Here is an 11,399-nt window from a genome sequence, read left to right as displayed (position 1 = left end):
GCTATAATTATGTTAGTTAAAATTATTAAGGATATTTAAATGATTGGTCTTGTGTATTTCGGATTTATCGTTTTCGCAGTTGCTTCCATAATAGCTATGGCAACAATTGGGTCACTAATTGATGGGTTAAGAAAAAATAGCAATGAAAGTGAAGAAGCTATATCAAAGCTTCAGGATGAGGTTTTCTATCTGAAACTAGAAATTGCAAAATTAAAATCCGAAAATAAAACAGATAATCATTACTCTCGGGCTGCTTGAGAGGCTATGATTGGCCTGGCTAAGTTTGCTGCATTGGTTAATGCTCTCTCATATGCTGGCGTTCCCGGTTTAGTATTGGCTAGCCTAAGTAATGCATTCCTTACCGGCTTAGACTCATAAACCCTCATTGCAAGACCATATCCAGCCTCGGATGCTAAAGATACACCACCAGATGAAACACCGGTACCAAGCCTTAAAGGATTGGCTAGAGCCTGACCTGTCTGTGTAACGATATTTGCTGAATCTGCCCTGGATGTTTCTCTAAGAACATCATGCAGTGCATCAAGCTCTTTCATATGCTTACCGCTAAATATGGTGTTATATATTTCACCTCCAGCCTGACGCTTAAGCTTATTTACCTCTGTGATGAACTTTGCTGGCGATCCTCCAGTTTTCTCTGAGATTCGGCTGATATACGCCGCCCTCATGGCATCCTTCCCTTTTTCGTCTAATGCAGGCCAAATGCGCTTGATGTCTGAGGCGTTACGGCTATAAACCACACTATTGATTAGTTCAGGAGTTGCTTCACTGGTTGCTTTGTTGAGATTAGTGGCAATCTTTTTGTTAAGAACCTTGTTGTAGATATTAGAGTAATCAGAGTTCGCTCTAATGTATTTAGCGGATTCTTGTGGTCCAAGATTTTTACCTACAACACCACGAAGATCTCTAGTCATGGCGTTCTCTATGCGGTTTGTAATGGATTTAGCCTGGTCAGGGAAAACCATTGCATCACCCTGAACATTTGACCGGAACGCCGTTCTGTGTTGCTTCAGTAAGTCGAAATCAATATTAGGGTTTGATAGCTCTGATTTGAGATTCTCCAGCGTAGAAACTAAGTTTTTGTCAGCTGAAGTACCGAGCCTATTTAACTTAGCTAGGCTGTCGTCAATGGCGGTTACCGCATTGGATGCTTCAACCGGAGTTGATCCCATCTTTTGAGTAATTTCATTCAGTGCGTTGCCAGCCATATCTCTTCTCCCCTTTAAAGTACCAGTAAGAGATTTGACTACATCGTCCGGATTGTACTCGCCAAATTTATCAAGATAGTTTGATACCGCATTGCTTCTTGCTGCCTGCTGAGTTTCTCTTTGAGCCCCAGTTCCTAGCAACGCACCCTCCCCTCCCTGCACAAGCCCCCTGGTAAATGCGTTACCAGACTTAATCATGTCAGAGGTAATTGGTGTAACACCGACAGATTCAGCATTCGCTATGGTCTTGGCTGCTTCAGGCGCAATGCTCCCTTTTGCTGCGGTAATCCCCCTTCCAATACCTTTTGCTATTGACGAAAGTGCTCCTTGAGCGCCAAGGTTTATCGCAGCATTCTTAGCCACATTAGTCGCAAAATCTCCATCCTGATTAGTTGCATCAGCGATAGACCCTGCAATCATGTTTCCTGCAACTCCAATGCCAGGAGTAAGGTAGTTACCAACTGACTCACCTGCCTGTGCGTATGGGTCAGTTGGCCTATTTACAGGGCGATATACATCATCGAGCACCTTTGGACCACCAAGCCCTTGGCTGATGGCATTTATTAAACTCGCCCCACCCTGCAAAGCGTCAAATGGAATATTGACCAACCCTCGGGCTGACTGCTCAACTATCTGCCCAGCACTTTGACCGCCAGTCAGGAAATCACCGGCTCGCTGCATTAAGGATGGATCTTGTTGCTGTGGCTGAGCAGGTTCTTGTGTCTGTTGTGCTGGCTGTTGAGTCGTTGGAGGTGGATAAGCAGCATAGAAAGCCTGTTTAGCCTGTTCTGCATCATTTCCGGCTTGCGGAGCTACTACTTCATTGAAGTATTGCTCCTGAGCCTGTGCTTTCTGCTCTGGTGCTAATGCCTGGTACTGTTGAGAGGCAATAACGTCTTTCCATGCCTTAGCCATTAATCACCCCATAGAGACTGGTAGCCAGATGTTTTCGGTTGCGGTGTTTGTTGCGCAGATGACTGATGCTGGCGCTGACCACCATTACCAACATCAAAAGGCAGAGAAGAAATCACTGAAAGATGATCGCAGCCGTATGGCTTTCTGGCTGGCGCATTTTGAGGGGATCCGGTTAAAGGATGTGACCGAGCAAAAGATTTACTCAGCAGTGAACAGGATGAGCAACCGCAAACAGCTTGAGATATGGAAAATCAAGGCTGCCGCGGCGCAAAAGAACGGAGAACCGGCGCCAGTCTATTCAGCTAAACCAGTCACCACCTCCACCAAGGCCAAGCATCTGGCATTGATGAAGGCAATCCTGCGGGCGGCAGAACGTGACTGGAAGTGGCTGGAGAAAGCGCCGGTGATCAAGGTTCCATCGGTACGCAATAAGCGCGTCCGGTGGCTTGAGGCTGATGAGGCGAAAAGGCTGATTGATGAATGTCCGGAACCGCTGAAGTCGGTTGTTAAGTTTGCGCTGGCAACCGGCCTACGGCGTTCGAACATCATCAATATGGAATGGCAGCAAATCGACATGCAGCGTCGAGTTGCCTGGGTGAACCCGGAAGACAGTAAGTCAAACCGCGCTATTGGCGTAGCGCTGAACGACACCGCCTGTAAGGTTTTGCGTGACCAGATTGGTAAGCATCATAAATGGGTGTTCGTGCATACGAAAGAAGGCATCCGTCCTGATGGCTCAAAGACGCCTACTGTCAGAAAGATGCGCGTCGATGATCAGCGGGCATGGAATGCAGCTTGCCGCTGGGCTGGGATTGAGGATTTCCGCTTCCACGACCTGAGGCACACATGGGCCAGTTGGTTAATTCAGTCCGGAGTTCCGCTTTCTGTTTTGCAGGAAATGGGAGGATGGGAGAGCATCGAGATGGTGCGCCGATACGCTCACCTTGCGCCGAACCATTTAACGGAACACGCGAAGCAAATTGACTCAATTTTCAGTGATGATGTCCCAAATTTGTCCCATCTGGAAAATAAGGAACTTGTAGAAAAGTGGTAAGTTACTGAAATATAATGGTACGCCCTGTAGGATTCGAACCTACGACCTACGGCTTAGAAGGCCGTTGCTCTATCCAACTGAGCTAAGGGCGCATTGCGAAGTGATTACTTCATGCAGATGAAACGCGTGAATTATACGGTCAGCGCTTGCTGAGTCAATGCCTTTTGTTTCGGTTGCTGGCGAAGTGTACGAATGTTGATTTTTTCTGCTCGTTCAAAGGTATCCAGGAAATCACCTGGTAACAACTCAGCCCGCAAAACGTCAGATTTAGGGATACATGTATTTAGAATATTTATGATTTTGCTTAACATTCCCTTATCCCCTCTCCAGTGGTCAGGAACTCTTTAATGTTAAGTATCGCCATCAAGGAAGAAAACAGTCACTTCGAACATGGACTGAAAATCATCATCTCCCATCTGGCAAATCAGTGGCATCAGGAGATTAGCTTTTTACCTGTCGAAGATATCGATCGCGCTGAAATCGCGTTTATCTCACTGGATGAAGATTGGCTCAGCGCCGATTGTTACATGGTTCCTGTCCACACCAGGCGCCAACACCGGGTGGTCATCTGTAGCAAAAACGACAAAGATAAGCTGATGTTCCGCCCCTGCCTGTACATGTTGCCACTGATTTATCGGGAAGATGACGTAGACGAGATAACCAAAAAACTGGTCCTCATCCTGCAAAAACGCGCACTGCGCACTAGCGTGCCCGCGACTATCTGCCATTACTGCACCACCCGCAACTTTTCTATCGAAGAACGCCAGTTCTTAATGTTTCTCGCCAGCGGGTATACGTTAGCCGAAACGGCTCATCTGCTCTCAGTCAGTGATATCCAGGCCAAAGCGACCCGCCGCAGCATTATGAAAAAACTGCATGTGAAAAACGATCAGCAATTCTTAAGATACATCCGCGCACATCTGAACTTTCTGCAAAATTAGACGGGGTGTCTCTGCCTAATTTTTATTGAGAAATATCTCATCATCGATTAAGCATCGGCTCCTACTGTACCTGGCTTCAGGCTGCGAGAATAATCCGGCCATACTATTTCCGGGGTAACAGAAAGACACACCCGGTAATATTTTATCTAATCTCAGAGAGAGGTTGAACTGGATAAAACGATCTTTTGGGCATTGAGTAAGACATCAGAAAACTTCCGGCAGATTATTCTGATGGAGTACGCAATTGCCAGTCTGATGATTGTTGAAGCACTGAAACCCAACGGCACAAGTCAACTCACATTTGCGCTGACAAAAGTTTGGTTCAGGGATGCCTGTAGTCAGCAATTTATCCAGACCTGCCGCAACAGAAATGGAATGGAAAAGGATGCACAGTGCAAAACGCCGGGACCGCTATCGCCGTATACGAAACGCTAACTGTAGCTGGCAATTTCCCCACTGTACCTCACAGGTATTTGACCGGATCGAGTATCTGGCACAAAAACTCGAATACACCTTACCGGACGGCACTATATCTCAGGCGATAATTACGACAGACTACTATCTGGCCTATGCGCTGAGTCGACATTTATTCTCAGGTACTCGCACGGCGATCTTCCAGAGCGTTGAATCGACTTTGCTCAGCATGCAAGAGCCGGTAATTAGCCAGTTAGTGATTGACATTGAAAGCTTAACAACCCCTTATTTCGATATACTTGAAAGCCTGCGCCAGCTAATTAAGAAGCATAATGACATCCAAATCTTCATAATGCTTTCCAGTCGCGATGAAGACCTCACTACATTTATTTCACTGTCCGGTCCATTTTATATCTTGCCACGCAATTTGCGCCTCCCCGAGATGCGCCATGCCTTATTATCTCCGGTTCTTAACTATATTCATTCCAGGCGTATAAATCAGCTCGACTGGGAGCTGATTACCTTACTATTGCAGGGTAACTCCTTAAAAAAGATTGCATTGTTACAGGCACAACCCTACCACCGCATCATCTATCGCCTGAACCAGTTGATTACGCGCCTTGGATTACCCAGCAGGCAGCGCTTTTTGCATCTGATACACCGCCTCAACGTTACCTCTCCCCATTTAATTTAACACCATAACTCATTGTGCTATAAGATTTTTTAGGAAATTACTTATTCTTGAATAAGAAAAAAGATCTAATTTTTACAAATATTTAATATTTACAACTATTCCTGGTATTATGCCTGGAGGCACACTCACACTTAACCTTACTGATCCTGTGCATTTCAATAAAAAATAGTCCTATTGCAGCCTTAACAAAACCTAAACAATTGGTTTATTGTGTCGTTTTTACTGTTTAAAAAAAATTTTCAATCTGCCATAATTCGAACCACAGATAAATAATACCAATAGTCATTAACACATCTGGATCTTTCAGAATATCCTAACTGACATTAACAACCAGGATGTTGTAAGTCTTTTCCGAATGAGCAGAGCAGGTATAATCCCCACAGTTTCCTGATTAATTGTTAGTTTTCCCGGTGTGAAATGGATTTTCCACAAATTCATTGTTCTGCAGAAGAACAACCGAATAAACAAGGATGAAATAATATTTATTCGGCTCTCCCTCAGAACAATCCTTGGCTATTTGACAATATTATAACGCCTGATGTTTTATCAAATTCGCAAGATACGCAAACAGTTTGAGGCATACAACAATGAAACCAGCATCCGTTATCATTATGGACGAACACCCTATTGTCAGAATGTCGATAGAAGTACTACTCGAGAAAAACAGTAATATTCAGGTAGTGTTGAAAACCGATGACAGCCGTACGGCAATAGAACATCTGCGCACGTACCCGGTCGATCTTGTCATCCTGGATATTGAACTACCTGGTTCTGATGGGTTTACATTACTCAAAAGAATAAAGTCATTGCAGGAGAAAACTCGGGTACTGTTTCTGTCCTCAAAATCCGAGTCGTTTTATGCCGGGCGTGCTATCCGGGCCGGTGCAAATGGGTTTGTCAGTAAACGAAAGGATCTCAATGATATCTACAATGCGGTAAAAATGATTTTATCGGGATATTCCTTTTTTCCTTCGGATACCCTTAATTTCATTAACAATATAAATGCACAAAAAGGCGTCTTACATGACATGCCGCTCTCTAACCGTGAAGTTACCGTTTTGCGTTATCTGGCAAACGGGCTATCCAATAAGGAAATTGCTGAGCAGTTGTTACTCAGCAATAAAACGATTAGCGCTCACAAGGCTAATATCTACTCCAAGCTCGGGTTGCACACCATCGTTGAGCTGATCGATTACGCAAAAATGCATGAATTAATGTAATAACACTCCCGGCGAGATTTCGTTCGGGAGTGTTTTGTTAGCGCATTGATTAGTTATAGTTAATCATGAACGTGGCATCAGCCCTGGCAATGCCAGGCTGAACCCCAGCAGCTAACGCGATATAGTTTGCGAAAAAGGTCAGCGTGGCATTGCCGTTCTCATCAATCCCCACCGTCTGGCTGGCCTGTTCGAGCGGCAATCGCGTACGGTCGCTGTCGTGCAGTTCGATCGCCACCTTTTGCGCCATCACCGCATCATCAAGCGCCAGCAACGTCGTGCCCGGGGCCGGAGTTCCGGAAAACGTTATCGAAGCGGAACCCGGCGGGCAGCCTTCTAGCTTCAGCGTAAACGCGACCGGTTGAGTAGTATCTCCGCTGGTCTGAAGCTGCTTGGTCGGCCAGGTGCCTAGCTCCACGGACTTATTGCTGTCGCTGGCAATTACCGCGCAGGTAAAGTCCACCACGTTTCCGCGCAGTTCAATATTGATTTCCCCCAGCGACGAAGCGGCATGGCACAACGAGCTGAATGTCAGCAGGCACACCATTGCCAGGCGTTTCCCTGCGGCTGGCGTTTGCTTGTTAGTCATAATCCACTCGCAGATAGCCACGGGCTGTGAAAGGTCCTTCGGTAGGCTTATTGCCCGTTACGCTAACCGGCCATGTTCGAATACCCACGCTCGCCGCGGCGTTATCATCCAGTTGAAACGGGATAGTGCTGGACAGATTATTGGGCGTCAGCGGTTTACCGCTGCTGTCGGCGACAATAAAACCTAAATCGGGATTGTCAGATACCATCATTTGCCCGGTGGCTTTCTCGGCCTCTACACGCATGGTTAAGTAGGCCTGTGCAGCGACGTTGGTGCATTTTATCGCTACCGTTTTGGTCTGCGGATTGATGCCTTCAGGCCGGTTTCCCGCTCCTGCCTTGCTAAACAGCGATGCGCCAATATCACCAAAATCAAACTCGACAATCTGCCCGGCGTTTACTTCGCAGTTTTGTGGAACCTCCACCTTGCCGCTGTAGCTGATGGTATAAACCGGCACACTTAGCGCATCTCCGGTACTGGTCGTGACATAGACGCTGAACATCGTCTGCCGCGGAATCGGCACCATGTTAATAAACGGGCGGATTACTTTGAGCTTAAACACCAGCTTTGAATCCATCACGCCAAAAGGCTGCTGCTTAGGTACGTTAGGGTGAGTCCCCATGCGAATGTAATTACGTGGGGGATAAAATAACCCGGCATAGCTATCGGTTATGCTCATGGCCCCCAGCAGGTAGTCATTGAGCTTCAGATACTGAAAACCGCCTTCGGTACTTTGCACCGGAAGTTCAGTGACATAGCTTCGATAGGTGTAATTTACCGTTGTCCCGGCCGGACAGGTGGCATTCACGCCAACCCAGCCAGATTTTTCCGGTAACGTCACCACCTGTCCCGGCTGGTTGTTACTACTGTTGAAGACATTCGACAGATCGTAAAAAACATCCGTTGGCGTGCCATTCGAGTTTTGGCAGACCGTCGCCCAGGACGAATGGGCCATCAGCAGTAAAGCGCTTCCCAGTAACAAACCCGTTTGTCGTTTCATCGTATTATTCCTGTCGTGCTGACGGAGATTCGCACGTCACGTTCGTGAGCGTTACCGCTTGTTTCAGGCTCTCCTCTGGCAAGGCATAGCGCGCCACGCAGCGCGCGTTTGCGCCTTCCCCCCATTGGATCAACAACTCGCCTTTTAGCGGCAGGCCGCTCAGGTAGATTTGCCCGTCTTCACCCACCATGCTGGTCACGCCGCTGGTGTTTTCACGCACGACGGAGCCAAACGGCACTGGTTTACCGGCATGTTTGGCGGTAATCAGCGCCCGCACACCGATTCGTGTATCAAACGCCGCCCGCACCAGCGCCCCTTGCGTTGGCACTACGCTACTGACGTTATTCTCCACATCGGTATTGTTGTTCATGGAATTGGTGTCTAACGCGACGCGGTTATAGCGATAGACGGTGGCATATGGCATCACCGCGTATCCGCGCCAGTCGGTTTGAACGCCGGTCTGGTTCTCTATCCTTACACCCTGCGCACCCGGCGCTTTAATCAGCACGTTGGTATCGCCCAGAGGCTGACTGAGCGTAATGCCGTCCGCATGCCCCACTACGCCGCCGGAGAGCTGCCAGTTGTAGTCATGCTGGTCACGGTCGTAGTTGTAACCCACGCCCAGCGTGCCATAGGCCGCCTGCCAGTTGGCGCTGGCGTTTCCGCTATAGCCATTGCTGCTGCTGTGCCCCTGATTCACGCTGTAGCTCAGGTTGCGCCCATCCAGCAACGTACCGCCGATTCCGCTCTGCCAACTGTTCTGCCCGTTGCTATTACGGTTGGCATTAAACGTGGCGTAGGTGCGATCGAGGGCGTTATCACGCGAGTAACGCCGTCCGCTCAGCAGGCTGAACGGTACAGACATATTGAACGCCAGAATACGATCGGTGTCGGAGATGCCAACCGATTCATTCCACGACCAGGAGAGTGAATAGCTAATCCCCTGCCAGCCGCTGGCATAGCCTAGTTGATACCAGGTATTGGTGTCTGAAGTATTCCAGTACGTCTGCTGACTACCCGAGATATACAGCGATCCGTAATCCCCCAGATTCTGCGAAATGTTGATCTGGAAACGGCCCTTTTTGCTGTAGCTCAGGTTGTGGTAACTCGTCACATTGGGCACGTCGTGGCGATTGCCCTCACTGTCGTATTCGTACTCATAGCCTTCCATACTGCGATACGCCACATCGTCGAGGGTATAGAAGCCACGCGTTGAGTAGCGATACCCCAACAACTGGAAGTTAGTGCCAAAATTGTTCAGCGATTTCGCATACAAGAAACGCAAAGACTGCCCCTGGTGCGTACTGTCATCCGCCAGTTGGCTGCGCGCATGGGTGAGATCGACAGAAACTGCCCCCCAGTCCCCCAGGTTTCGACCGGTGCCTAAAACCACCGCGGTGTAACGTGAGGCCAACTGCGTACCACCGTATGCGGTATAGCCCTCTGGTAACCCGGCAATTAATGTTCCCTGGAAAAAGAACGGTGAAGATTGCTGGCTATTGCCGCTGCGAAAATCCCCGGCGACAACGTCATACTTAAAACGCCCTTCTCGTTGTAATAAGGGAACGGTGGAGTACGGCACCGTATAGCGTTGCTGGCTGCCGTCCTTCTCATCCACCGTGACCTCAAGATCACCGCTGGATGACGTTGGGTTGAGATCGGTTATCGAGAAAGCGCCGGGTGAAACATAGCTTTGATAAATCACATAGCCATTCTGACGAATGGTCAGTTTCGCTGCGGTACGCGCAATGCCGCGCACGGTAGGCGCGTAGCCCTGTAAGCTGTCGGGATACATACTGTCTGAGGAATAGAGCCGCGCACCGCGAAACCCGACGCTGTCAAAAACGTCGTTGCCAGTGTTGCTGTCGCCCATCACCAGTTCGCCTTTCAGCGGGATAATTGCGCGCTGAAGCCATGTACCGATGTTTTTCCAGCTTTGTGAGTGGTATCCGTCGCCCTTGGAGTAGCTCCACGCACCGTTGTTTCTCAGCCGCCAGGGGCCATAGTTCAGACCACTGAGCATACTGAGGAAATAGCTGTCAGCATCACTGCCGCGGCTGCCGGTAAAGCTGTAGTTAACCAGCGCGGCCGGGATCCCTTCATCCCACTCTTCCGGTGGAATATAGCCGCGCGCGCTGTTTAACATTGACGCCTGTGGCAGGCTGACGTTTAAGCGCAGGGTAGAAAAATCAAACGCAATCTCGCTGCCGGGAATCGCCTCAGGTAGATTGATACAGGTATCGTTCGGATCCTTACTGAGTGCCGGAAACGCGGCGATATTGACGCCAAGGCGTTTCACCCAGTCGAGTCCAAAGCACGGCATCAGCCCACCGGACTTCTCCCCGGCTTTTGCCGCACTGGTAGTAAAACGAATATCCTGAGTGGCAACAAACTCATCGTTGCGCCAGATATCCACGCGATAAACGCCTTCAGGCTGGTGATTGCCTTTTTCAAAACGTGATAAATCCGCCACGGTTGCCGTATCCGCAGATAAAAAGGCCGGATTAAAATAGCTTTCCCCATAGCTTAGAGAGGGAAAGAGCGCCGCCAGCGTGGACAACGCCACCCCCGCCAGCGGTGGCGTAACCCCCGGTAACAGGCCAGGAAAATACGTTGTCTTATTCATCGTTATCTCAACGCACACTTACCGTTTTGGCCGGGGTTACAGCGCCATAATCATTGACCGTCTGGAACGTAACGTTGCCCTGAACGCCCGTGGGTAGCAGGACCTGCGCATCGCTTTTCGGCGCAACCATCACGTTATCGACCTTCGTTTTCCCCACATTGAGATTGACCAACGTGACGTAGTACGCTGACGGATTGTTGATTTTCAGGTGGTTGCCGGAGCGAGCAAACGTCAGCATCCCGGGCGCATCTTCCGGGATTTGCGGCAGATTATTCGGACGAACGAAAAGTTTGATGCGTGACAGAATCGCCAGTTGCAGAACGTTTTTGCCCTCAAGGCTGTTTTTATTGACTGACGGAATGGCTTTTACGTTCATCCAGAACAGCGACTCACGGTCTTTGGGCAACGGTTCACCGGCATAGATGATACGCAGCGTGTTTTCGCTTTTGGGTTCACTGACAAACAGCGGAGGCGTAACCACAAACGATTTTTCTTTAGCACCTGCGCTATTCTCAATCCATGAATTAACCAGGTAACGTTCTTTGGTATCGCTATTGCTAATAGACAGGGACGTTTGTTTGGCATCGGCCGGATAAATAACGCGAGTGGCGCCTAATGCAATGCCTCCGGCAGCCTGAACACTGGCAGCAGAAAATAAGGCCAGTAAAAGGATAAAACCTGATTTTAGATAATTAAACATAGCTAAAAATACCTTTGATGCGA

At 48.7% G+C, this 11,399-nt stretch carries 10 protein-coding genes, 1 tRNA gene and 1 pseudogene; 5 read left to right on the top strand and 7 right to left on the bottom strand.

All coding sequences use genetic code 11. The features are described 5' to 3' along the window. Positions 1-39 precede the first annotated feature (39 nt). Positions 40-258 (top strand): hypothetical protein, encoded by a 219-nt coding sequence (locus tag OGV75_RS11015; RefSeq protein ID WP_131405685.1) that lies wholly within the window; start codon positions 40-42, stop codon positions 256-258. Here OGV75_RS11015 and OGV75_RS11010 read toward each other — a convergent pair. Next, complete coding sequence (locus OGV75_RS11010; RefSeq protein ID WP_286480653.1) at positions 240-2,141, bottom strand: P22-gp16 family phage DNA ejection protein; 1,902 nt, start codon at positions 2,139-2,141, stop codon at positions 240-242. The two genes, OGV75_RS11015 and OGV75_RS11010, sit on opposite strands and share 19 nt — an antisense overlap. Before the next feature lie 94 nt (positions 2,142-2,235). Between OGV75_RS11010 and OGV75_RS11005 the strand changes: the two are divergent. After that, a pseudogene (locus OGV75_RS11005) lies at positions 2,236-3,195 on the top strand (site-specific integrase); the annotation flags it as partial. 15 nt (positions 3,196-3,210) lie between these two features. Here the strand turns inward: OGV75_RS11005 and OGV75_RS11000 are convergent. After that, positions 3,211-3,287 (bottom strand) — tRNA-Arg (locus tag OGV75_RS11000). Positions 3,288-3,326: 39 nt separating this feature from the next. After that, positions 3,327-3,506: a hypothetical protein gene (locus tag OGV75_RS10995; RefSeq protein ID WP_016152134.1), complete on the bottom strand. Its 180-nt coding sequence runs from the start codon at positions 3,504-3,506 to the stop codon at positions 3,327-3,329. Positions 3,507-3,542: 36 nt separating this feature from the next. On the opposite strand from OGV75_RS10995, the gene fimW reads away from it, so the two are divergent. From fimW to fimZ, 3 genes are all read left to right on the top strand, one after another. Next, on the top strand, positions 3,543-4,136 hold the full coding sequence (gene fimW, locus OGV75_RS10990; RefSeq protein ID WP_016155913.1) for a fimbria biosynthesis transcriptional regulator FimW: 594 nt from the start codon (positions 3,543-3,545) through the stop codon (positions 4,134-4,136). A gap of 385 nt (positions 4,137-4,521) precedes the next feature. Further along, positions 4,522-5,244 (top strand): fimbria biosynthesis regulator FimY, encoded by a 723-nt coding sequence (gene fimY, locus OGV75_RS10985; RefSeq protein WP_131347933.1) that lies wholly within the window; start codon positions 4,522-4,524, stop codon positions 5,242-5,244. Positions 5,245-5,831: 587 nt separating this feature from the next. Next, positions 5,832-6,464, top strand: coding sequence for a fimbria biosynthesis transcriptional regulator FimZ (gene fimZ / locus OGV75_RS10980; RefSeq protein WP_016152131.1), 633 nt, complete (start codon positions 5,832-5,834; stop codon positions 6,462-6,464). 49 nt (positions 6,465-6,513) lie between these two features. Here the strand turns inward: fimZ and sfmF are convergent, their stop codons facing one another. Genes sfmF through fimC form a run of 4 tightly spaced genes read right to left on the bottom strand, consistent with a single transcriptional unit; the run spans position 6,514 to position 11,376 of the window. Then, positions 6,514-7,050, bottom strand: a complete 537-nt coding sequence (sfmF, locus tag OGV75_RS10975; RefSeq protein ID WP_046276058.1) for a fimbria assembly protein — start codon at positions 7,048-7,050, stop codon at positions 6,514-6,516. Beyond that, positions 7,043-8,050, bottom strand: coding sequence for a type 1 fimbria D-mannose specific adhesin FimH (fimH, locus tag OGV75_RS10970; RefSeq protein WP_016155910.1), 1,008 nt, complete (start codon positions 8,048-8,050; stop codon positions 7,043-7,045). Before fimH ends, sfmF begins: the two co-directional genes overlap by 8 nt. Positions 8,051-8,054: 4 nt before the next feature. Next, complete coding sequence (locus OGV75_RS10965) at positions 8,055-10,676, bottom strand: fimbrial biogenesis usher protein (protein WP_286480652.1); 2,622 nt, start codon at positions 10,674-10,676, stop codon at positions 8,055-8,057. Between the two features lie 7 nt (positions 10,677-10,683). Then, a complete protein-coding gene (gene fimC / locus OGV75_RS10960) occupies positions 10,684-11,376 on the bottom strand; it encodes a type 1 fimbria chaperone FimC (protein WP_065554225.1) in 693 nt (230 codons plus the stop codon). Positions 11,377-11,399: the final 23 nt, after the last annotated feature.

Origin of the sequence: Citrobacter sp. Cb028 (assembly GCF_030336705.1) — a bacterium.
Classification (GTDB): domain Bacteria; phylum Pseudomonadota; class Gammaproteobacteria; order Enterobacterales; family Enterobacteriaceae; genus Citrobacter; species Citrobacter braakii.
The sequence above is the reverse complement of the archived record's forward strand: the minus strand, read 5'-3'. Positions and strand labels throughout refer to the sequence as shown.

Coding starts and splice junctions, on each gene's coding strand:
- OGV75_RS10965 (WP_286480652.1), bottom strand. CDS start 10,676: ATGAATAAGACAACGTATTTTCCTGGCCTGTTACCGGGGGTTACGCCA.
- OGV75_RS11010 (WP_286480653.1), bottom strand. CDS start 2,141: ATGGCTAAGGCATGGAAAGACGTTATTGCCTCTCAACAGTACCAGGCA.
- fimC (WP_065554225.1), bottom strand. CDS start 11,376: ATGTTTAATTATCTAAAATCAGGTTTTATCCTTTTACTGGCCTTATTT.
- fimZ (WP_016152131.1), top strand. CDS start 5,832: ATGAAACCAGCATCCGTTATCATTATGGACGAACACCCTATTGTCAGA.
- sfmF (WP_046276058.1), bottom strand. CDS start 7,050: ATGACTAACAAGCAAACGCCAGCCGCAGGGAAACGCCTGGCAATGGTG.
- fimY (WP_131347933.1), top strand. CDS start 4,522: ATGCACAGTGCAAAACGCCGGGACCGCTATCGCCGTATACGAAACGCT.
- OGV75_RS10995 (WP_016152134.1), bottom strand. CDS start 3,506: ATGTTAAGCAAAATCATAAATATTCTAAATACATGTATCCCTAAATCT.
- fimW (WP_016155913.1), top strand. CDS start 3,543: ATGTTAAGTATCGCCATCAAGGAAGAAAACAGTCACTTCGAACATGGA.
- fimH (WP_016155910.1), bottom strand. CDS start 8,050: ATGAAACGACAAACGGGTTTGTTACTGGGAAGCGCTTTACTGCTGATG.
- OGV75_RS11015 (WP_131405685.1), top strand. CDS start 40: ATGATTGGTCTTGTGTATTTCGGATTTATCGTTTTCGCAGTTGCTTCC.